The sequence below is a fragment of the Nitrospirota bacterium genome (assembly GCA_016207885.1).
Lineage (GTDB): Bacteria > Nitrospirota > Thermodesulfovibrionia > UBA6902 > UBA6902 > JACQZG01.
Genome location: JACQZE010000005.1, coordinates 112828 through 136570, shown reverse-complemented (window position 1 = coordinate 136570; position 23743 = coordinate 112828). Strand labels below are relative to the sequence as shown.

Here is a 23743-nt window from a genome sequence, read left to right as displayed (position 1 = left end):
CATTTCATCTTTTTTAATTAATAATTTGCAGTATATAACACCATTAACAAATTAATAACTTTTATAAACTAAAGAAACGGAGGTTAAGAAAATGAAAAGATTTTTAATTTTGCTGCCGCTGGTCTTTTTTGTTTTAGTTTCATGCGCATCGGAAAAAAGGGCATTGAATCCGATAAAACAGAACCTGAGCCAGGCGGAATCTGCCAGGCTTAGGTATATTGACCTTACAAACGAAAAAACCAATTACAGTGATCCGTCAGGAGAACTTACTCTGACTGTAACTCCATTGTACGGTGAAGAAGGGATGTTAATTGATGCTGACGGGATATTTTTGGACAGGCGCGTTAAAGAACAAAGTTCCGGCTATAGATTGACATTCAACCAAAGGGTGAAGCTTTATTCTTATTCCATAGGGTTCAGCACCGGAAAATGGGATGTGAATACCACTGCCGCATGTCCTGATGGCGTGAAACGCCCCCTTATTTTCGGGATCGATAATCATTATGGTTTTTCTGCGGACGGGCCGGGCTCTGAGCCGGGAGCCCCAAGTGTAAAGCATTTTATCGGTGATGCAGGATTATACGGTGAAAGTTTTGTATTTAATGAAGATGAGAATTGTGACGGATGTTACTTTTCTTTAGACTCTCTTCAGGTTTTAGTGCAATAACAATAACGCATCTTTCTTATAGGGCGGGCTCTATCACAGGGTTCGCCCTATGAGTTTCTTTCTTGATTTCAAAATCCCCGGCCGGTTAACTGTCATCTGTTAAGCCTGTTGCCTCACCTTCTTTGATTTAATTGAAATTTATCTCTGTTATGTTTAAAGTAGAAAAATGTCAGAACTCTTTGATTCATTTAATATAACCTCTTCATATCTGAAGGCTCTGATCACGATAGTTGCATCCGTGGCCATAGCAAAGATATTTGATATCTTTGTCTCCAGGTTTCTTAAGAGGATCACAAAATATACAGAATCAGATGTTGATGACAGGATTGTCGATTTTATACACAAGCCTCTCTTTCTGACAGCATTATTTATCGGCATAAACCTTTCTGTCTCTTATCTGGAGGTCTCTGAAAAGTTCGTATTCCGCGCCAGCGCAATGTTGTACAGCTTCATCGTTATAATATGGTTCTTTGCATTAATTAAGGTCAGCAGCCTCGTTATTCAGGCACAGATACAGAAAGAATCGGATTCCACCGGGCTGAAAAAAGATATCATCCCATTTGCTGAGAACATCTCCAGGATCATCTTATTTGCAGCCGCGCTTATGGCACTGCTCTCGTTGTGGAAGATAAACATCACGCCTCTTGTCGCATCAGCAGGAATAGCCGGTGCGGCAGTCGCCTTTGCCGCAAAAGATATGCTGGGAAACTTCTTCGGCGGCATTAGCATATTCATAGACAAGCCGTTCAAGATAGGGGATTTCATAATACTCGATCAGGGCGAAAGGGGAGAAGTCGTCACAATAGGGATTAGAAGCACTCGCATCAGGACGATGGACGACATGCTGATAACCGTCCCTAATGCGATACTTGCCAATACAAAGATAATCAATGAGAGTGCGCCCGAGCCAAAGTTCAGGATCAAGGTTCCAATTTCAGTTGCTTACGGCAGCGATATAGACCTTGTTGAGAAGATACTTTTGAACGCAGCCTCGGAAAACTCAAATATTGAGAAAGAGCCTGAACCGCGTGTCAGGTTCAGGGTATTCGGTGATTCCGGACTGAACTTTGAACTGCTCTGCTGGGTCAGGGAACCTTCTCTGCGTGGACTTACGGTTCATCAGCTTAATTCCGGGATATATAAGAGCTTTAATGCCTCAAATATCAAGATCCCGTTCCCTCAAAGAGATGTACACATCTATAAGGAAGAAGCATAAACTTAAACCATAATGTCCTTCTTCATAATCTTCATCCTCAGTTACGGAGGAATGCATCTCTACGCATTCCTCAAGGCAAAGGCAGCTTTTAATCCCGGCAAAAGACCTCAGATAATGCTTGCGCTCTTTTTCATATTGATGATCTCAGCGCCGTTCTTCGTACGCTTCTATGAAAAGCAGGGATTTGATACATTCGCGTATCTGACCGCCAATGTGGGATTTATCTGGATGGGGGTCATGCTTCTCTTCTTTGTTTATGGAGCGGCAATAGACGGTTACCGGACTATCCTGTTTATCATTAAACGTATATTCGGAAAAGATATTTCCCGGCTTAAACCGTCTTCAGGCTTTGCATTCTTTGCGCCGCTTGTCATTGCGGTCATGATAACATCTTACGGATATTTTGAAGCACTGGACATTAAAGTCGAAAAAGTGATCGTCCGTTCTTCAAAGATACCGGCGAGTATAGGAAAGATAAAGATAGTACAGATATCCGATATCCATCTCGGACATATTGTAAGGGAGGAAAGGCTCAGAAGCATGCTCGATAAAGTGAAGGCCGAGGAGCCTGACATGCTTGTATGCACCGGTGACCTTATTGACGGCCAGCGCAGCAACCTTAATGACCTTTCAAGTATGTTTCATGAGATAAGGCCGAAATACGGGAAGTTCGCCATAACAGGAAACCATGAATATTACGCAGGCCTTGAGAAGTCGCTTGAGTTTATTAAAAGGGCGGGCTTTACTCTGCTTAGTGGTGAGGGAATTACCATAGATGGCCTTATTAATATCGCCGGAGTTGATGATGGAGGCGGCGAAGGATTGCGGGAGACGAGCAGCCTCTCTGAAAAAGAACTTCTGTCAGGACTGCCTTCAGACAAGTTCACCCTCTTTCTAAAACACAGGCCCCGTATTGATAAAGAGATCCTCGGGCTCTATGATCTTCAACTCTCCGGGCATACCCACAAGGGGCAGATATTCCCGTTCAACTTTTTTGTAGCCGGGTTCTTCCCTTTTATAAGCGGCTACCATCAGATAACGGAGAGCTCTGCAATTTATGTGAGCCGCGGAACAGGCACATGGGGCCCTCCGATACGTTTCATGTCTCCGCCTGAAGTGACAGTTATAGAGATATTGAGCGAATAAGGCGTTTATGCCCTCCATCTCATTAAGACTGCTATGCCGTATCTTGTCCCATTAATACTTGTCTAACTCTGCTCATCTCAGCTATAATGTTTATCCGTTTCAGATAATAATATTGAGGTAATTATGCATAAAAAGATCACGGTGGTCGGTGCCGGGAATGTGGGCACAACAACAGCGCAGTTAATCGCAGAGAAGAACCTGGCAGATGTTGTTCTGGTTGATATTGTCGAAGGGGTTCCGCAAGGCAAGGCCCTTGATATACAGGAGGCATGCCCTCTTTGGAACTCATCTTCAAAGGTCACGGGTACGAACAGCTATGAAGAGACAGCCGGCTCGGATATCGTAGTTATAACAGCAGGCCTCGCAAGAAAACCCGGCATGAGCAGGGACGACCTGCTTCAGGCAAATGCCAGGATCATAAATGTTGTCGCAAGGAGCGTTGCGGCGGCCTCTCCTGAGGCTGTCATCATCGTTGTTACCAATCCAATGGATGTCATGGCACAGCTTGTGCAGAAGATAACAGGCATTCCGCATAAAAGGATCATAGGAATGGGCGGTGTCCTTGACTCTTCAAGGATGAGGAGCTTTATATCGATGGAGCTTGGCGTTCCTCCAAAAGACATACAGACCATGGTGCTTGGCGGTCACGGCGACCAGATGGTTCCCATGCCGCGCTTTACAACAGTGGATGGAAAAGATATTTCCGATATTCTGCCGGAGGAGAAGATAATATCCATTATTGAAAGGACAAAGAACGGCGGCGCTGAGATAGTCGGGCTGCTTAAGACAGGAAGCGCGTATTTTGCTCCCGCTGCTTCTGTTGTTGAGATGATCGAGACGATGTACGGCTATAAAAACGAGCTTCTCCCATGCTCAGTATATCTTGACGGTGAGTATGGTATCAAAGGTGTTTATCTCGGGGTTCCTGTTGAACTGTCTGCTGAAGGCATTGAAAAGATAGTTGAACTGCCGCTTACCGATGAAGAGTTGAAAGCTATGAATGTCTCAGCCGAGGCGGTCAGAAGGCTTGTTGCCGGGCTTGAGCAATAATCAAATAAAACCATTTTAAAGGAGAGGAAAGATGAAGATAATGCTGCTTGGCTCACCGGGAGCCGGAAAAGGAACAGTTGCAAAAGAGCTTGTAAAACATGACGGTTCAGTTCATATCTCAACAGGTGATATTTTAAGGGGCGAAATAAAGGCAGGTTCAGAGCTTGGCAAAAAAGCAAAGAGCTTTATGGACAGCGGCGGGCTTGTGCCGGATTCATTGATAATGGACATGATGGAGAAGAGGCTGCAGGAGCCTGACTGCAAAAAGGGCTTCATATTTGACGGATTTCCAAGGACGATCCCGCAGGCTGAGGAGCTTGATAAGATGTTTAATAAGCTCGGCATAAAGTTTGACCTCGTGGCGAATATAGATGTCAGCAAAGATGTCGTGCTCGACAGGCTCACCACAAGAAGAACCTGCTCCAATTCTGCATGCCAGGCTATATATAACGTAAAGAGCATGCCTACCAAAGTTGCCGGTATCTGCGACAAGTGCGGCAGCCAGACGGTTCAGAGGGCTGACGAGACCGAAGAGGCGATCACCAAGCGCCTTGAGACATACATTGACCAGACAGCTCCGCTGATCGATTATTATTCTAAAAAAGGTATGCTTAAGAATATTAAATCAACCGACAGCAAAGAGGTCATTTCACAGATCATAAGCGCTTTATAAATAGACTATTCAAAGAACATCATATTAAAGGGGACTGAAAAAATCAGTCCCCTTTATCTTTTTCCAAAACTTTATAAGGCCTGAACAAAAACCACCTGACTTTTCCTTTGGACTCATTTTGTGAATCCCAAAAGCGTTCCAACTTCATTCTTCATTGGCTTGACATTTCCCATATTTGGGATTATAATCCCAAATATGGCACAAGATATTAAAAAGACCGTTTCATCAGCAGTCATAAAACTTCTTACGCCGCTTGTCAGGCTCTTTATCAGGAACGGGGTCTCATATGGCACATTCTGCGAACTTGCCAAAAAGGCATATGTAGATGTTGCGTCAGGAGAGTTTGCCATCCCCGGCAAAAAGCAGACCGTATCCCGTGTTGCTGTCCTTACAGGGCTTTCCCGCAAAGAGGTCAAGAGGGTGAGCGGGCTGTCAGAATCGGATGATATTGACCTGACTGACCGTTACAACCGCGCTGTCAGGGTCATTAACGGCTGGCGCAATGATTTTACCTACCAGAATAGAAAAGGGAACCCGAAAGAGTTATATTTTGAGAATGGAAAGTTCAGCTTCTCTTCTCTTGTTAAGGCATACAGCGGTGATATGCCGCCCCGCGCCATGCTTGATGAGATGCTGAGAACAGGAGTTGCCAAGATGAATAACGGCAAGATCAGATTGATGACAAAGGGATATATAGTTCAGAAGGGCGAGGCTGAGAAGATAAGTATCATGGGGACTGATGTCAGTGAATTGATATCAACCATTAACAACAATATTGTCAATGATCCTGCCAAAGCCTTTTTCCAAAGAAAAGTTTCATACGACAATATACCGGAAGATGTATTGCCGGCTGTAAAAAAGAACATTGAAAAAATGAGTGAGGACTTTATAGAGTCGGTGAACGCGGTCATCTCAAATTACGACAGGGATATCAACCCTCGTATAAAGGGAGAGGGCAGGAAAAGGGCAGGCCTCGGCATCTTTTATTTTGAATAGGCACGCAAAATACGGAGGATCAATATGTCATATATGAAATTAAAATATGCAGGCTGGAGAAAAATATTGCCTGCCTTGCTTCTGGTTGTTATTTCGACAGCATTTATCTCATGCGGCGGCGGAGCTAATACCTATGCCGGAGGAGGAGTAGGCGGAACCGGGATGTCCACAGGGGTAGTGTCCGGATTCGGCAGTGTATTTGTTAACGGCATAGAGTTTGAAACTACAGGAACGCAGATAACGGTAGACAAAGGCGTTGCGACGGAAAACGATCTAAGGGTCGGCATGAGGGTCGAGGTTACAGCTACAGGGAACCTGGCTTCTGCAATAGTATTCGCCCCTGAAGTTAAAGGGCCTGTTACGGGCATAAACACCGTTAATAACAGCCTTGTAGTGCTGGGGCAGACAGTGACAATTGACGGCAATACGATCTTTGAGGGCATTGCCGGAATTGCGGGCATGGCAATCGGAGATAATGTCATTATAAGCGGTTTTGTCAGCAGCAGCGGAAGTATCCTTGCAACATATATTGAAAAGCTCTCCTCTGCTCCCCAAAGCCTTGAGGTCAAAGGAGCTGTCTCAAGCCATAACGCTAATAATAAAACATTCGCAGTCAATGGCCTTGTGATCGATTACAGCAACGTGCAGGCCGCGCCGGATATCAGCAACGGCCTTTTTGTTGAAGTTGAAGGGGGGCTGATCGGCAATACACTCTTTGCTGATGAGATCGAGCTTAAGGAATATAATGCAGCGCCCGGACAGTCCATTGAGATCGAGGATGTAATAACAGAGGTAACATCTCAGACAGACTTTAAGGTAGACGGCCAGTGGGTGCAGGCTAACGCGGCTACGCTCTTTGAGTATGGCACTATAAATAACATAGCTCTAAATATCAGAGTTGAGGTTGAGGGAACGGTTAATTCCGAAGGAGTTATTATAGCCGACAAAATAACATTCCGCGGGCTGCAGACAGGCAATATAGGCCTTGAAGGCAATATTGAGGCTGTTAATGCCGGGAATTCCACAGTGACTGTTTTTGGCCTGACAGTACATCTTGACCCAAGTACGATCTTCAATGACGAATCATCGCAGGGGCTGAGGTCGTTTAATCTGGCCCACCTGCAGGCAGGTGACTTTATTGAGATAGACGGTTTCCTGAGCGGCAGCGGAGATATTATAGCTGTCAAACTTGAAAGGCATGATGATCCCGGCTTTGGCAATGATGAGATCGAAGGGCCTGTGGACTCGGAGAATCCAAACAATTCACTTGTGATATTGGGCATAAATGTTGATGTTGCCGGCGCGGCATTCACGGATGCAAATGACAATAACGTAAACGCCTCGGCATTTTTTAACATAATCAGAACAGGCGACACAGTTGAGGCCAAGGGAAACTTTAACGGAGTTGATTTTATCGCAGACAGCGCAGAGATAGAGGAAGAGAACTAAGTAACTGAATCCCTCTTTTGCTTCCAAGCAAAAGAGGGATTTTTAGCTGAAGAATTTAGAACTGTTATCAACAAATAAGAACTACAGGGGGAGAAAATGTCCATATTCTCAATAGCGAAAAACATGTTTTTTAACCTTACATTTATTTCTCTTTTTACCCTTCTTATTTGTGGAACCTCAAACGGAGATATGATCTCTCCAGGACAACTTTCCAGGTCTCACAGCGAGTTAACAGGCATAGCAAATTGCGTAAAGTGCCACTCACTAAGCGGAGGCATCGAGGATGCTTCATGCAAGTCCTGCCACAAAAAATTAATAGGCCGCATAAACTCTGATAAAGGTTTTCACGCAAAAGCTGAAGGGAAATGTATCGATTGCCATAAAGAACATAAAGGCGAGGATTACGATATTATCCAGCTTGATAAAGAGGCTTTCATACACAGTAAGACAGGTTATGTCCTGCAGGATAAGCACAAGACAGAGTGTAATAAATGCCATAAAGAGAAGAAGACATATCTCGGCCTCTCACCCGAATGCCTGAACTGTCATGCTGATGTGCATAAGAAAAGGCTTTCAGAGGATTGCATTAGCTGCCATACATTTGCAGGATGGAAAGATGTCAGATTTGACCATGATAAATCTTCTGTTTTCAAATTGACTGGCAGGCACAAGGATGCCAAGTGCGAAAAATGCCATCCAAGGGAAACGATTGAAGAAAAGCCCGGGTACGGAGATAAGACCTATAGCGTTCCAAACTTCAGGGTTACCGGCAACTTTAAAGAATGTTCAGGCTGCCATGAGGATGTGCACAAGGGTAAGTTAAAAGAGAAGACGTGCAGCAAATGCAAATGCCATAAGAAGGAAGATATAAGCTTTAAAGAATTCGGTAAAGAGAAAAAGATCGCGATAAGCAGCTTCAGCCCGATAGGGAACAAGGAATGCTCAGGCTGCCATGAAGATATTCACAATGGCAAACTGAAAGAGAAGGTATGCAGTAAGTGCCACACCACAGATGGATGGGAGAAGGCAAAGGTTGACCACAATGACGCGAAGCTTACAGATTTCAGGCTTGAAGGGAAGCATGAGAAGGTTGAGTGCGGGCTATGCCATCAGAAGGAGAAAGTATTAACACCGGCAGGAAAAGAGAAGCTTGTCAGAAATCTTAAGCCCGGCAAGGATAGGCTTTGCGGCGACTGTCATTTTGATATACACAGGGAGCAGTTCAAGGGGCAGAAGTGCGATACCTGCCATACAGTGAAGAATGAGTGGAAAGAAGAGATTTTCAGGCACGGCTCTGATGAGTATGCCGGATATAAGCTTGAAGGAAAGCATGAGAAGGTTGAATGCGAAAAATGCCATAAGAAGGAGAAGATCAGCTTTAAAGAATTCGGCAAAGAGAAGAGCGTTGATGCCGGCAGCTTCAGGGTGGAAGGCGACTACAAAGAATGTCTGGGCTGCCATAAGGATAAACATAAAGGCGAGTTCGGCAATGCCTGCACGAAATGCCATTCTCCGGCAAGGTGGGATCCTATAACATATCTCCATAATTCATTATCCTCAGAATTAAAAGGTGCGCATAAAAGCCTGGAGTGTGCAAAGTGCCACCGTCAGAGCGGCAGCTTCGGCAAGTTGAGTTCTAATTGCGCAGGCTGTCACAACGCGCCTCACCTGAGCCAGTTCAGCCCTTTCTGCACCGACTGCCACTCTCAGGACAGATGGATTCCCGCGGTCTTCAATCATAACGATACGGGATTCAGGCTCACAGGGTCTCACAAAAAAGCTGATTGTTCAGAATGCCACAAGAACAATAATTTCATGAACACATCTTCAGACTGTTATTCGTGTCATGAAAGCGACTATCAGTCGGCGCCGCTTCATGCATCCGAAGGATTTTCAAAGGAGTGCGCGGAGTGCCACTCAACAACAGGTTCATGGGACAAGGCATCCTTTACCCATTCGGCATTTGGATTCAGAGGGGCGCACGCTTCCCTGAAGAATGACTGCATGACATGCCACAAGGATAATATCAGTTTATCAGGAGATGATTGCTATAGCTGCCATTCAGCTTCAGGCGTCGCGGCAAGCAAATTTGAGCGGATAGCTTCGCCTTCGCATACAGCCCTGAACTTCAGCACCGCATGCACAGACTGCCATTCTGAATTCAGCTGGGCAAACGCGAAATACGGCCATCAGAATTTTTCATTCACAGGTGCGCATACAGCCTTGGATTGCGCGTCATGTCACAATAGCGGATATCCTGGAAAGTATGCCGGGGCGGGCCCTGATGACTGTTATACATGCCATAGCTCTCAACATACTCAGGAGCATCCGTCACTTCCAAGAGACTGTACGCAGTGCCATAATGGAATCACCTGGAGCGGCGCGGTCAGCCATCAGAGTTTCCAGTTGCAGGGAGCTCATGTGTCGCTCGACTGTTCGGCTTGTCATCAGGCCGGTTATCCCGGGCCGTATGTCGGAACCAGCGAGGATAACTGTTACAGATGCCATTCAAGCGATCACGCGAGAGAGCATCCGAACAATCCGACTGACTGTCTGCTCTGCCATAACAACAACACCTGGAGCGGCGCAACAAGCCATCAGAGTTTCCAATTGCAAGGCGCACATGTGTCCTTAGATTGCGCGTCATGTCACAGCAGCGGTTACCCCGGACAATATGCAGGCACCAGTGAGGATAACTGCTACAGATGCCATTCAAGCGATCACGCGAGGGAGCATCCGAACAATCCTACTGACTGTCTGCTCTGCCATAATAACAACACTTGGAGCGGTGCGGTCAGCCATCAGAGTTTTCAGTTGCAGGGAGCTCATGTGTCGCTCGACTGTTCGGCTTGTCATCAGGCCGGTTATCCCGGGCCGTATGTCGGAACCAGCGAGGATAACTGTTACAGATGCCATTCAAGCGATCACGCGAGGGAGCATCCGAACAATCCTACTGACTGTCTGCGTTGTCATAACATTAATACATGGGAAGGAGCTGACGATGATTAAAAAAGGAGAGATGAATATGAAACATTTTAAAACTATCTTAAAGATGCTGATGTTTGTGATGCTGCTGACACTCCTGCCTTTATCTGCATACGCAGAGGAGATAAAAGGGCGGCTCTCATTAAGCGATTACTATTCTTTCGACAGCGAGAGCAGCGATCTTCATGTCCTCTCATCCAGGATAAGGATATATAAAGATGAAGCCAAAGAGCCGGGGTGGTATTTTAATTTTAACGGGAGAATAAGAGGAAAGATATTTGACGGCGACCTGCATGAAGACTCGCCTGAATTCAAGTTGATGGAACTCTGGGCAGGATATAAATTTCCGGATGGAAAGCTTAAAGCCGTTCTGGGCAGGCAGTATATAGAGGAGATGTACAACTCATATATTGACGGCCTCAATGTTAAATATCTCATTACCGATGATATCGGCATAGGCATATTCGGCGGCCTCGCGCCTGACAGGTATGACAGCTCCTTTAACTCCAAATTCACGAGCATCGGGGTCTACGGCGAAATAGACAAGGAGAAGTACGATCTGAAGATGGGCTATGAGAACATGAGATATAAAGGAGAGACCGACAGGGAGTACGCGTCCATGCAGCTTGACTCCAGCCCGATCGAAAAACTTCAGCTCAATGCCATCGCGGTCGCGAGCAGAAATCAATTGAATGATATGATAAACCTTGAGAACCTCAACCTTAATGCATTGTACGCATATTCCAGAGACCTGAGGTTCACGCTCTTTCACAGCTATTACAGGGCTGTGAAACTGTATGCGTCTGCAAAGGATTATTTCAAGATAGATTATTATGATGACTATTTCTATGACTTCAACTCCCTCGCAAGGACAGGCTTCAAGGTTGATTACAACATCTCAAGAGGCCTGAAGATATTCGGGTCTGTGGCATATCAGAAAAGAGGGGAAGACGACGCGGAGGCGCTGAGATACACGGCAGGAATGAAGAAAAGCGATCTCCATGGCTTTGATATCTCAGGCAATTATACCCATGTAGATAATTTTGATTCAATTTCGAATGAATTCCGGGCGGAGGTCTCGCACAGGATACTTGAAGATGTGGATGCTTCAGTTTATATAAGCAAGGAGCTCGAGGAGCTTCAAAGCGGCGGTTCAGGCTTTACAAACAATACCCTGACTTACGGGACGTCGCTTGCCTGGAGGATAAATAAGAGCTATGACCTGTTTGTTTCTGCCGAGCGTTATCAGGAAGATGATTATTACAACACATCCATATTCACAAAGGTCGGATATAAGTTCTAAGTATTATGAAGATACTGACGGAAAGGAGAGTGTGTAAATGAGCGAGGGTGATGAAAATAAGATTATAGATGATATCCCGGTTTCAGAAAAGATATTGCGCTTCAGAAAATCAGAGAGGTCTCTGCACTGGGCGCTGGCGGTGCCGTTCCTCGTATGCATGGCAACAGCGCTTGTGATGGTCATCGTCTACAACCCTGACCCGCAGCGTCCTTACCGCGCGTTGTTCTCCTGGGCGCACAGGATATCAGGCATGTTCCTGATATTTCTTCCACTTATAGCGGTGATGAAAAGCAAAGGGGATCACAGGATATATTTTTACAACATAAGGCAGGCATGGGTCTGGACGATTGAAGACCTGAGATGGCTCTCACTCATGGGGCTTGCCGCAGTAAGCAAAAAGTTCGTGCTCCCTGAGCAGGGCAAGTTCAATGCCGCGGAAAAGATCAACTTCATGAACCTCATGGCGACATACCCGCTTTACATACTGACCGGCCTTCTGGTATGGCTGACCGATGTCGCTTTTATATCATGGGTTCTGCATTTCCTTATGGCGATGATAGTCGTTCCGCTGATAGCAGGACATATCTATATGGCGCTGATAAATCCCGCAAGCCGCATCGGGCTTGAAGGCATGATAACAGGCTTTGTTGACAGGCACTGGGCAAAACATCATTACACCAAATGGTATCGGGAACATTATGAGGATGATCGGCCGACTGATCGTGAGAGGTGATGAACAGCCTGATTTGCTTTATTATCAAATTACCATAATCAGCTCACCATAACCGGACAACAGAGCATCATGGGTGATAAACATCATAGGCTCGCACTTTGCCTGAGAGATCAGGATACGGTCAAACGGGTCTGTATGGATGGACGGAAGCTTTTCCACATACGCAGCATGTTCAGCAGTAACTGGAAGCAGGCAATATTACAACTCACTGTTAATAAATTATCTTTTAAGCAGGGCTCCGTACATATCCGGCCTTCTGTCGCCAAAAATATCATTATAAACGTTCATTGATTTGTCCCTGGCGTCCGAAGGATTGATATCTGCGACTATAATTGCCTCATCCCTGTCAGACGCCTTTGCCAGCACTTTTCCATATGGTGAAACTATCAGGCTCCTTCCTATGAACTTCAGCGGCTTGCCGCTTGTTCTGTCTTCAATGCCGATACGGTTTGCGGTGACAGTGAATACCCTGTTCTCGAGCGCCCTTACATGTATGGAATCAGGGCAGTATGGAAGCACAAGGTTTGAAGGGTGCGCGACTATCTCCGCGCCCTCAACGGCAAGGCATCTCAATGATTCCGGGAAGAACCAGTCATAGCAGATCATGACACCTATCTTCCCTATCTTTGTATCCCACACCCTGAAGCCTGTATCTCCGGGCGTGAAGTATAATGTCTCTTCAAAATAGAGATGGGTCTTGCGGTATGTGCCTATCAATCCTTCAGGCCCTGTGAGCACGGCAGAGTTATAAAATTTATCTCCGCCCCTTTCAGGAAGCCCGGCAACGATATAGATGCCCTTTTCTCTGGACATATCACAGAGAAACTCTGTTGTCTGCCCGCCCTTAACAGTTTCAGAAAGTTCCGCCACCTCATCATGTGACCTGAACTGGTAGCCTGTGGCAAAAAGCTCCGGCAGGACAAGGAGCTGAAGGTCAATATCTTTTAATGCAGCCGCAACCTTCTTCAGGTTCCTATCTTTTTCCCCGAATGCCGTATCAAATTGAAAGACGCCCGTTTTCATTTTAATACGGTATCATCAAATGCCGGAAAATGTCTAACTGTTTTTGATTTTGTTAAGATAGATAACTATGGCAAAGGTAATAATCAGGAACGCGTCATACGACTATAAGACATTAAAGCCGGCTTTCTTTGATCTCTTTGACGCAGTGGCAGGAGGTATGGTTCAGAAGGGAAGCCGTGTGCTGATAAAGCCGAACTTCCTTGCTCCGGCACCTCCTGATAAGGCGATAGTAACCCACCCTTTGATCATTAAAGCGGCTGCGGAGTATGTGCTTTATATGGGCGCTCATCCAGTTATCTCGGACAGCCCTGCCACGGGCTCTTTTGAAAAGATACTTGTTGAGAGCGGGGCCAGAAGCGCTCTTGAAGGCCTTGATGTTGAGTTTAGCGAATTTAAAAAAAGCGTCTCTATTGAAGCAGGCAAACCATTCGGCAAGATCGAGATAGCTGAAGAGGCGTTGAATGCCGACCTCTTCATAAACCTCCCGAAATTAAAGACCCATTCGCAGATGCTCCTTACGCTTGGAGTAAAAAACCTCTTCGGCTGCATAGTCGGGATGAAGAAGCCCGAATGGCATTTGAGAGCGGGCATGGAGAGAGAGCTCTTTGCAAGGCTGCTCGTCAGGATCTATCAAGCTGTCAAACCCTCTGTAACAATAATCGACGGGATCCTCGGGATGGAGGGACAGGGGCCCGGCAGGAGCGGTGAGCCGAGGGAGATCGGCATAATCGCAGGCAGCCGGGACACCGTAGCTTTGGATATCGCTTTATGCAGGATGCTTGGGATCAAACCTGAGAAGTTATTGACCAACAAGATCGCTATTGAGTATGGGCTGGCAGATGAAGAGGTTGAGATCGAAGGGACGATGCCTGAGATAAGAGATTTTAAGTTTCCGCAGACAACCTCAGGAATGTTCGGCCCGAAAAGGTTTCACAGCTTTATGAGAAGCCATTTAACCCAACGGCCTGTATGCAATGACAAGATGTGCAAACTCTGCGGTGAATGCTGGAAGTACTGTCCCGCAAAAGCGATAAGCCGCGCAAAAAAGAGAATTGATTTTAACTATGAAAAATGCATAAGGTGTTACTGCTGCATAGAGGTCTGTCCCCACGGCGCCCTGAGGGCAAAAGAGACTATGCCCGGGATGATAGCAAGAAGATGCCTGAAGATGTAAGATAATAAGGCTTTGTCATTCCTGCACAAGCGGGAATCCAGAGTCTCTTTTTAAGATAAATACCATAGCACGATACTTTTCAAGGAGGAATTTTATATGCCGGAAGAGAAATCAATTCAGGTCTTAATGTCAGAAAAAAGGACATTCCCGCCTTCAGAGGAGTTCAGCGGAAAGGCGCACATCAAGAGCATGGAAGAGTATGAAAAGCTATATAAACGTTCAGTTGATGATATGGAAGGCTTCTGGGGAGAGATCGCTGAAAAAAATATTACATGGTATAAAAAGTGGGACAAGGTTCTTGAATATAACTTCAGCAAGCCTGAAATCAAGTGGTTCCCCGGCGGAAAGCTGAACGCCTCGGTCAACTGCCTTGACCGCCACTTAAAGGCAGGGAGAAGAAATAAGGCGGCGATCATATGGGAGGCTGACGACAGCTCATACAAGACCTATACTTACGGGCAGCTTCATCTTGAGGTGAACAGGTTCGCCAATGTGCTCAGGAAGAACGGCATCCGCAAGGGTGACAGGGTTGCGATATATATGCCTATGATACCGGAGCTTGCGGTCGCAATGCTCGGATGCGCGAGGATAGGCGCTATTCACAGTATCGTATTCGGCGGGTTCAGTTCAAATGCTCTCAGGGACAGGATACAGGACTGCGGCGCCAGGATGGTCATCACATCAGATCATGGAGTAAGGGGCGGGAAAAATGTTCCCCTTAAAGCAAATGCCGACCTGGCTGCTGAGGAATGTCCGACGGTAGAAAAGATAATAGCGGTCAAGAGGACTGACGGCGCTACAATGAAAGAAGGCCGTGACCTCTGGTGGCATGAAGAGATGGAAGCAGAAGACATAAGCAATTACTGCGAACCCGAGCAGATGGATGCTGAAGACCCGCTCTTCATTCTGTACACATCCGGATCAACAGGAAAGCCCAAGGGTGTGCTCCACACAACAGGCGGTTACCTGGTCTATACAAACCTAACCTTTAAATACATATTTGATTATCATGAAGAAGACACCTGGTTCTGCACAGCAGACATCGGCTGGGTCACAGGTCACAGCTACATTGTCTACGGGCCTCTTTCAGAAGGGGCAACGAGCCTTATGTTTGAGGGCGTGCCTACATATCCGAATCCCGGAAGGTTCTGGGAGATTTGCGACAAACACGGAGTAAACCAGATATACACGGCCCCGACCGTCATCAGGGCGCTTATGAAGGAAGGCGAAAAATGGGTGGACAAATACGATCTCTCTTCTCTTAAACTCCTCGGTTCTGTTGGCGAGCCGATAAATCCTGAGGCATGGATGTGGTATCACACGCATGTAGGCAAAGGTAAACTTCCGATAGTTGACACCTGGTGGCAAACCGAGACAGGCGGCATCCTTATAACGCCGCTTCCGGGCGCAATGACGCTCAAGCCCGGTTCTGCAAACAGGCCGTTCTTCGGTGTCGTTCCTAAAATAGTAAAACAGGATGGTTCCGCTTCCGGTGTTAACGAAGGAGGATATCTCCTCATTGAAAAGCCATGGCCCGGGATGATCAGGGGTACATACGGCGATCCCGAACAGAAACGCGTTAAAGAAGTTTACTTCTCGCAATTCCCGGGGAATTATCTCTCGGGCGACGGGGCGAGATTTGATGAGGACGGCGATTACTGGCTTATGGGCAGGATCGATGATGTCATTAATATCTCAGGCCACAGGCTCGGCACCGCAGAGGTTGAGTCAGCGCTCGTCAGCCATGAAGCTGTTGCTGAAGCGGCAGTTGTCGGGTATCCTCATGATATCAAGGGTGAAGGCATCTATGTTTATGTCACGCTTAAAGAAGGGCGGGAGCCTTCCGAAGACCTTAAAAAGAAATTGATCGGCCATATAAGAAAGGAGATCGGCCCCATTGCAACGCCGGATAAGATGCAGTTTGCCCCCGGCCTGCCTAAGACAAGGAGCGGAAAGATAATGAGAAGGATCCTAAGAAAGATAGCCAAGGGTGATGTAGGCGACCTCGGCGACACATCAACCCTTGCCGACCCCTCGGTTGTGGATAATCTTGTGAAGGAGCGGTTGTAGAGAGTAAAAAAAATGTTGGATAAATTCATCCTCAATAAAGACAACTCCGTCCTCGTTATTGTTGACATACAGGAGAAGCTTGCTGTTGTCATGAAGCAGAGGGAGAAGGTGGTGAACAACTGCCTTCATCTTATTGAGGCTGCGAAACTTTTAAACATACCCATCGTTGTTACAGAGCAATATCCAAAGGGGCTCGGCCATACGATTAATGAAATAAAAGAAGCCCTGCCTGTGTATGAACCTCTTGAGAAGGTCACGTTTGACTGCTGTAAGGGAGACGGTTTTCTCAAGAAGCTAACATCTCTAAAGAGAACGCAGATCATCCTCACCGGCATGGAGACGCATGTCTGTGTATTGCAGACATGTTTGAGTTTACTGAAAGAAAAATATCTCGTTCATCTGGTAAGCGATGCTGTATGCTCACGAAAGAAGGATGACTATCTCACTGGCAGGGAGTTGATGCGCAATGCCGGAGCTGTGATAACCGGCACAGAGACGGTATTGTTTCAACTCCTTGAAAAAGCCGGAACTGCTGAGTTCAAGGCGATTTCGAAAAGGATAAAGTAGTACTCATAGCTTTTTCATTTATTCCCTTTAGTTAACTTGCGTATAGCATTTTGAACAGCCTGTTTTAAATAGCCGGAAGGGTCTTCTATTTTTTCTCCAAGAGGTTTGACAGCTCTCTCATCACCTATATCTCCAAGGGCGGAGGCTGCTGCAATCCTTAGCAATACATCTTCTTTATCATTTTTGAATATATCTATTAATGACTCTACCGCTCTTTTATCTCTGATGCTTCCGAGCGCAACTGCTGAACCTGTGCGAACTTCCTTATTTTCTGTTTTATTCTTCAGAATATTTAGAAGTGAGTCTAAGGCGTTATCATCACCTATGTTACCAAGGGCCCTTGCTGCATGATCTCTCGTTCCGGTATATTCTTTAGGGTCAGCAAGAACATCTAAAAGAACCATGACCGCCTCTTTATCACCTAAATTCCCAATCGCATCAATTGCAACAGTCTTTACAGAAGAACCTTTATTCTTAAGCGTACCGATTAAAATAGGTACACCTCTGGGGTCATTAAGCTCTCCCAAAAATCTGATCGAAGCATACGGAGATTCATTGCCGCTGATAAAAACTGATAATTCTGAAATCACCAAATTTCTATCATTGTAATCTTTTAAGGCTTTTCTTGTAATATCACTAACATGAAAGATATTAGCTTCCATAAGCTTTATGTAGTTATCAACTGTTTCGGCATTATCGCCCTGCGGGTCTTCCAATGCCTTTAATATTATATCGTTGCCTCCAATGGAGATGAGCTTCCCTAACATTCCTTCAGCTTGCATATGAGTGTCAAGATTATAATTTTTTGAACCTTCAATAAGAGTGTTAACCATTAATCTTTTTGCGGTTGGGTCCTCAAACTTCCTTAACGACTCAAAGCTCCTATCTCTTATCTTCTCCTCTTTATCAATAAGTAAAGATAACATCGGTTCAACAGCCCTCGAATCATTTATTTCTCCTAATGCCCAGACAGAAAATGCTCTAACATTAATGTCAGGATCGTTCAGTGTATTGATTAGAGATCCAACCGCTTCTTTATCTTTCAGCTTTCCCAATGCTCTTGCTGTTGCCTGTCTTACATATTCGTTTTCGTCTTTCAAAAGAGGGATCAGATATTTCACAGCCTCTTTATCGCCTATGTCTCCGAGTTGGTCTGTGGTTTCTCGTCTTATTTTTGGATTGTCATTCTTAAGGCGGGCTATTATAGATTGGAGATCGTCAGATGAAAAACCGGTTGCAATATTTAAGAGGAAAATAATTGCAGTAAATAACATGACTGGGCGAATCATTTATTGTTACCTTGTTGGCTCTGTATCTTTTTAATAGCCTCCTTCACATCTCCCTGTAGTTTTTCAATAGCCTCCTTCGCATCTCGATGGAAAGGGGGTTTTATTTCATTTAATATATTATTCAGAGCTTCCAATGTAGATGAATCACCAATGTCACCAAGAGAAATAGCCGCTGTGCTACGCATATTAAGGGCTTCTTTCTGATCAGAAACTATTTCTATTAATGTGGGGACTGCCTTCCTGTCTCTTATTAAACCTAATGCCTTGGCCACACTTTCTCTAAAAATACTACGACCGTCACCTTTTAATGCTTTGATCAGTGGATCGACCGCTCTCGTATCTGCGCACTTTCCAAGAGCCTCAGCTGCTATATACTGTGCTTTTAAATCATTTAACAGGGGTATTAAAAATTCTACAGCTCTTTTGTCTGGTTTTTCACGTATGTTATATATGGCATGCCCTCTAACATGTGTTGATTTGTCTTGTAACATTTTGATATTTAAATCTATTATCCTCGGGTCATTAAATTTCCCAAGAGAAGATAGCGCTGTTGCCCTTACATTGTCATCAGTATCATTCAACCGTTCTATTAATGGGTCCAATGCCCTTTTATCTTTAATTATTCCTAAGGTATTGGCTGCCTCCGCCCTTATACTTCCATTTTGATCATTGAGCGCTACAAGTAATTTAGGCACTGCCCTATCGGTGCCAATACGACTTAATATATTACTTGCCTTTTGTCTTAATAAGTAATTCGGGTCATCAAGGAATTTGATTAAAAGTGGTTCTATTCTTTCATCCTCAAAATTCTCGATTATCTCCAGAACGTTAAAGCTAATATTTTGTCCAGAGTTATTTAAGCCATCAATAAGCTTATCTACAGCAGTTGGATAAACTATGTGTTCTGTAATACTAACTCCTGTTGGCAGTTCATGGAGATTATTTGTGACATGCCGAGTGCCGTCTTTAATATAAATATATATTTTCTTTTTACTTGCCTTTTTAGCAATGGATAAAAATGACTTAGCTGCTGATGAACCGAAGTGTTTGATTAATGCGTCAAGTATTCTCTCATCTACAAAATTCCCCAGAGCTGTAATTGCCGCTTGTCTGACCTTTTCGCTGCTATCGTCCAAAGCCTCAATTAATGGATCTACGGCTCTTTTGCTGTATGACCTTCCCAATCCATTAATAGATTGAACCCGTACCTCCACTGAAGGGTCTTTTAAGGATTTTATGTAAATATCAATATTTAAATCTCCTGTCTGTTTTGTCTGAATGCCGCCGCGAGGTAATCTTAACATTGCTTCTAATGCTAATTTTCTTATCCTTTCGTTTGAATCAGTTGCAGCTATGGCGAGCAAATCGCTGGCTGCTTCAGCCTGAAATAAACCTAAGGTTATTATGATCTCTGCCTTTAAGTATTCATCATTGAAATGTTTCATTAAAACAGATATTACTTTTCGGTCGCCAATTCCTGTACGACTTCCTATCTTTCTCAGTGCTAAGATACATTCTTGCTGAACAAATTTATTACGCCAGTCAGAGTTGTCATCTATTAAATTGAGCAGGGCATCAACTGCCTGTTTTACACCTAATTCCCCTAAAGCCGAAGCGGCGTTAATCCTTACCCACGGATCTTTATCTTTTAATGAGTTAATAAGCGGTTCAACAGCGCGTTTGTCTTTATAATAACCAAGAGCCTTAGCAGCTTCTGCCCTTACCGCTGGGCTTTTATCATTAAGAGTATTAATTAGCTCAGGAACTATATCTGTTTCTTTGCAACACTTTTCTGAGAATCTCTTTATACGTACTAATGATGAGACAGCTTCCTCTCTTACAAATGGATCACTATCTTTGATGGCATTTGTAATCAAGGTAATGACGTTGAAGCCACTATCTGTCTTACAACAATCTACGCATGGAAAGTTATACAGCGCGGATACTTTCTCTTTGCTGTTCCCATTTGTTAAAAATTTACTCCATTTCTCAAAATATCCTGCTTTGTCTGGAGGGAAACAGCTAATACCACTCAATGAATCACCGCGTTTTCCTTCCCATTCAACCCGCCTTAAAAGTTGGTCTTTTGCATGAGTCTTAAGAAATATTTCAAAGACTTTCTCCCAAGGCATCCCACTATCCGCAGTATAACTATAAGGGGGATAGACATCAATACCTTCTAAGGCGTCATCTATCTTTTCATAATGTTCTTTATGATCAAACATCGGCGGAATTCTATCGAGTTTTACAACATTATTTTTTTCTTTAAACGAAGGGTCTGGTTTTGAATATGGGTTGTCATCCCATATTTTCATTATATAAGCCTGATAACCTGGCTGATATATAATGACATTTGTTGATTCCAAGCGGCTCATGAGGCCAAGATTAGCGAAAATCCTCGGTATTTCATACTTGCCATTATTTTCAGTATAAACAAGTTTTACTTCAATCAGTTCTGTGCTTGATTGCATAATATAAGGAACAAGTTTTTCCCAGTAGATTAAGACTGAGGCGCCTTCTACCGGTTCTCCTGTCTGGCTGTCAATAACCTGGCCTGTATAGGGGCCTAAAAATCCTGCATCAGAGAGTGATGGGAAAATGCTAACAAGAAGCATTATAAATATAAAAATAGTCTTTTTCATAAAAACTCTCCTAAAAATCATACATCTTCCATTCTCCATCAATATTTTGGAAATTAATAGAATAGCCGATATCATACTCTTTGTTTTGGTATGTCTCTTTTCTCTTAATTCTGTACTTTGCTGATTCTTCATTGCCGGTTATTTTTTCTATATCGCCCATTGTTTCGCCAATCTCTCTCATCTTATCTTTGCCGACTTCCTTAAACGCCTTCATTGTGATACCTACGCCGGGAACATAACACTCTGCTAATGTATCAACATCTCCTTCTCTAAAAGCTTTTTTATAAATCGCCCAAGTCTTTTCAGGGCTTGAAAATCTTTTGTCAGGCTCTGTGATTATCTCTATTCCTCTTTTTTGTGCTATTTTTTTAAGTTCACTCAAAAGTTTTACAGCTTTTGCATCCTGACCGCTTTCTTTGTAAAACTTATAGAACATATATCTTAACAATAGCGAATAGTAACTCTCCGGGTACTTCAGGGTATAGGCTTCCATCGCCTGCTCTGAAGATTCATCCACTGTGCCTGCGGAAGCAGTTACTATAAGCCCATAGTTCAAAAACATTGAATTAAGATTTGCAGGGCTTTGTTTTATATACTCTGCCATATCAGTTTTTACCGCAATAGTTAAGTCATACTGTGCTGTAGGAACTAACACAATCGTCAAGAATGGGGAAATTGCTGAAGATGTCAAAAAGGATGATAGTTTTAGCTTTGGCAAAAGCGGCTTAATCTTTTTACTTAAATTCATCCCGTCTATCTGGTAACTGATAAATCTTGTTAATTCCTCGTTCATGATAATTGAAACATCGTCATGTTCTTTCTCAAGTGAGTAATTCAACTCTTTTAAAAGATTTTGATAGGATTCTTGAGCTTTTTCGGGTTTACCCGTCTTTTCATATATTTCCGCAATATAAAGAAGTTCGATGGAAGGGAATTCATCGCTTCCATTATGAGGCTGTCTTAGTTCATCTAACTTCTGATATTTTGCCAGCGCAACATCATATTTATTGAGCTTCCATGCATAAATATGAGCGAGCAGCAGTTCTTTTTGATACAACTCGGATGATCTTCTCGCTTTACTATCTGTACCTTTATCCTTAAGTTGATTGATCTGTTCTTCGAGCAGTTTTACGGTTTTTTTGTAATCAGCACTAATGTAGGCCTCTGCTATTTCCTTATCCAAAGTGGCAGCTTCAGAAAGAGATACAAAACTGAATGAAAAAAATAAGACTAAAAATAATAAAACGCACCATGCTTTATGGCGATTCCTGGACAAATGCCTTTTTGTGGTTATCATAGGTTACACCTTAGCAAATAACAATCAAGAATTCAAGAAGTTATTCAGTTTTCCACCCTTGTTTGCAGTGGCGGAAATTGATATGATGAAGTCATAGCGGTTCAAATCACAATGAAAGGGGGTGAGGGCAGGATGAAGAAACCATTTAGCAAAGAAGCGCTTCAGAAAGAGGCAGCCTTCTGGGAAAGCCTGAAGAAGAGAGACACCGGGAATCCTGGCAAGGTATGCCGCAAGTGAAAGGGTTGAAAGAGTTCATAGTTGCTGGTCCAGCAGCTAAAGCCGGCAGATATGGCAGGACTTTGCGGCGTTACAATAAAGGCTGTAAGGTTTCTGCCATATCTCTTTTTTAATCATATCTTAAACAGTTCCATACTATATTATGTCCATCAATCATATCTTTGATTTTTTCATACAGTGGCATCTTACCGAAAGATGCAATCTCAACTGCAAACACTGCTATCAGACGGGAAGGAGAACCGATGAGATGACTCTTGCTGAAGTGAAAGATGCGCTTGATGAAATATCAGAGACAATAGATATATGGAAAGAGATATACGGTATAGACTTTTCATCAAGTTTTAACATAACCGGCGGAGAACCTTTGCTGCGCAATGACCTTTTTGAAATTCTCAATGAAATATCTGAACGAAAATTTGATGCCTTTCTTCTTACTAACGCAACTCTTATTGATAAAAAGGCGGCAGAACGGCTTTCATCTGCAGGCGTAAAAGGCGTTCAGGTGAGCATCGAAGGGCCTGAGGCGGTGCATGACGCAATCAGGGGGAAAGGCAGTTATGCGGCTTCGGTCAGAGGCGTAAAAAATCTGCTTGATGCGGGGTTGAAAGTGACACTGAATGTTACGCTATCAAAATTAAATGCGGATAATTTTATGGATATATTCAAAATGTCCTCCGGCCTCGGCGTGCAACGGCTCGGTTTTTCAAGGCTGGTTCCCTCAGGGAGTGGAAAGGCCATCGTTGATAAGATGCTGAGTGCAGAAGAGACGGCGACCCTTTACAAAAAGATATTTGCCATAGAATCCGGCAGGCTCGAAATAGTCACCGGAGATCCTGTTGCTTCACAGTCAATGACGAAAACATATGAAAAAGATGAGAGCACCATACCCTCAGGCGGTTGTGCGGCAGGCATATCAGGCATAACCATCCTTTCTGACGGTACACTTCTTCCTTGCAGAAGATTAGAGGTTCCGATAGGCAATATCCGTCGAGATTCATTAAGAGAGGTATGGGCAGCTTCAGATGTTCTGGAAGCCTTGCGGGATAAAAAGAGATATAACGGTAAATGCGGAAATTGCATAAGGTGGAGTGACTGCAGAGGATGCAGGGCGATCGCGTTTGCTTATTCAAATATTGCCGGAGAAGGTGATTATCTTGCGGAAGACCCGCAGTGTTTTTTAATATAGAACGCAACCTTACTGATAATGCCTCATCAATAGAACAAAA

At 44.2% G+C, this 23743-nt stretch carries 18 protein-coding genes; 14 read left to right on the top strand and 4 right to left on the bottom strand.

The features are described from left to right. Positions 1-91 precede the first annotated feature (91 nt). The 10 genes from HY807_04550 (at position 92) to HY807_04505 (ending at position 12218) form a co-directional block, all read left to right on the top strand. On the top strand, positions 92-667 hold the full coding sequence (locus tag HY807_04550) for a hypothetical protein (protein ID MBI4825673.1): 576 nt from the start codon (positions 92-94) through the stop codon (positions 665-667). Between the two features lie 166 nt (positions 668-833). Beyond that, positions 834-1883: a mechanosensitive ion channel gene (locus HY807_04545; GenBank protein MBI4825672.1), complete on the top strand. Its 1050-nt coding sequence runs from the start codon at positions 834-836 to the stop codon at positions 1881-1883. Positions 1884-1892: 9 nt separating this feature from the next. Further along, the gene (locus tag HY807_04540) at positions 1893-3029 is read left to right on the top strand and encodes a metallophosphoesterase (protein ID MBI4825671.1); all 1137 of its coding nucleotides are present in this window, start codon (positions 1893-1895) and stop codon (positions 3027-3029) included. Between the two features lie 123 nt (positions 3030-3152). After that, the gene (gene mdh / locus HY807_04535) at positions 3153-4079 is read left to right on the top strand and encodes a malate dehydrogenase (protein MBI4825670.1); all 927 of its coding nucleotides are present in this window, start codon (positions 3153-3155) and stop codon (positions 4077-4079) included. A 31-nt stretch (positions 4080-4110) separates the two neighbouring features. Beyond that, the gene (locus tag HY807_04530) at positions 4111-4752 is read left to right on the top strand and encodes an adenylate kinase (GenBank protein MBI4825669.1); all 642 of its coding nucleotides are present in this window, start codon (positions 4111-4113) and stop codon (positions 4750-4752) included. 195 nt (positions 4753-4947) lie between these two features. After that, positions 4948-5748 (top strand): hypothetical protein, encoded by an 801-nt coding sequence (locus tag HY807_04525; GenBank protein ID MBI4825668.1) that lies wholly within the window; start codon positions 4948-4950, stop codon positions 5746-5748. Between the two features lie 33 nt (positions 5749-5781). Then, complete coding sequence (locus HY807_04520; protein MBI4825667.1) at positions 5782-7197, top strand: hypothetical protein; 1416 nt, start codon at positions 5782-5784, stop codon at positions 7195-7197. A gap of 96 nt (positions 7198-7293) precedes the next feature. Beyond that, positions 7294-10206 carry a hypothetical protein gene (locus HY807_04515; GenBank protein MBI4825666.1) on the top strand — a complete coding sequence of 971 codons (2913 nt, stop codon included), beginning with the start codon at positions 7294-7296 and terminating at the stop codon, positions 10204-10206. Between the two features lie 16 nt (positions 10207-10222). Continuing rightward, entirely contained in the window at positions 10223-11485 is a 1263-nt protein-coding gene (locus tag HY807_04510) for a hypothetical protein (GenBank protein MBI4825665.1), read from the top strand. Positions 11486-11522: 37 nt separating this feature from the next. Further along, on the top strand, positions 11523-12218 hold the full coding sequence (locus tag HY807_04505; protein MBI4825664.1) for a cytochrome b/b6 domain-containing protein: 696 nt from the start codon (positions 11523-11525) through the stop codon (positions 12216-12218). A gap of 219 nt (positions 12219-12437) precedes the next feature. Here HY807_04505 and HY807_04500 read toward each other — a convergent pair whose 3' ends face one another. Then, a complete protein-coding gene (locus HY807_04500; GenBank protein MBI4825663.1) occupies positions 12438-13241 on the bottom strand; it encodes an acyltransferase in 804 nt (267 codons plus the stop codon). Between the two features lie 67 nt (positions 13242-13308). Between HY807_04500 and HY807_04495 the strand changes: the two genes are divergently transcribed. From HY807_04495 to HY807_04485, 3 genes are all read left to right on the top strand, one after another. Continuing rightward, positions 13309-14415 carry a DUF362 domain-containing protein gene (locus HY807_04495; GenBank protein ID MBI4825662.1) on the top strand — a complete coding sequence of 369 codons (1107 nt, stop codon included), beginning with the start codon at positions 13309-13311 and terminating at the stop codon, positions 14413-14415. Positions 14416-14511: 96 nt separating this feature from the next. Further along, positions 14512-16485, top strand: a complete 1974-nt coding sequence (acs, locus tag HY807_04490) for an acetate--CoA ligase (protein MBI4825661.1) — start codon at positions 14512-14514, stop codon at positions 16483-16485. Positions 16486-16497: 12 nt separating this feature from the next. Then, positions 16498-17052, top strand: coding sequence for a hydrolase (locus tag HY807_04485; protein ID MBI4825660.1), 555 nt, complete (start codon positions 16498-16500; stop codon positions 17050-17052). A 14-nt stretch (positions 17053-17066) separates the two neighbouring features. Here the strand turns inward: HY807_04485 and HY807_04480 are convergent, their stop codons facing one another. Genes HY807_04480 through HY807_04470 form a run of 3 tightly spaced genes read right to left on the bottom strand, consistent with a single transcriptional unit; the run spans position 17067 to position 22280 of the window. After that, positions 17067-18341 carry a HEAT repeat domain-containing protein gene (locus HY807_04480; protein ID MBI4825659.1) on the bottom strand — a complete coding sequence of 425 codons (1275 nt, stop codon included), beginning with the start codon at positions 18339-18341 and terminating at the stop codon, positions 17067-17069. Further along, the gene (locus HY807_04475) at positions 18338-20983 is read right to left on the bottom strand and encodes a HEAT repeat domain-containing protein (GenBank protein MBI4825658.1); all 2646 of its coding nucleotides are present in this window, start codon (positions 20981-20983) and stop codon (positions 18338-18340) included. Before HY807_04475 ends, HY807_04480 begins: the two co-directional genes overlap by 4 nt. A 10-nt stretch (positions 20984-20993) precedes the next feature. Then, entirely contained in the window at positions 20994-22280 is a 1287-nt protein-coding gene (locus tag HY807_04470) for a hypothetical protein (protein ID MBI4825657.1), read from the bottom strand. 379 nt (positions 22281-22659) lie between these two features. Between HY807_04470 and HY807_04465 the strand changes: the two genes are divergently transcribed. Continuing rightward, positions 22660-23703, top strand: a complete 1044-nt coding sequence (locus HY807_04465) for a radical SAM protein (GenBank protein ID MBI4825656.1) — start codon at positions 22660-22662, stop codon at positions 23701-23703. The last annotated feature ends 40 nt before the right edge of the window (positions 23704-23743 follow it).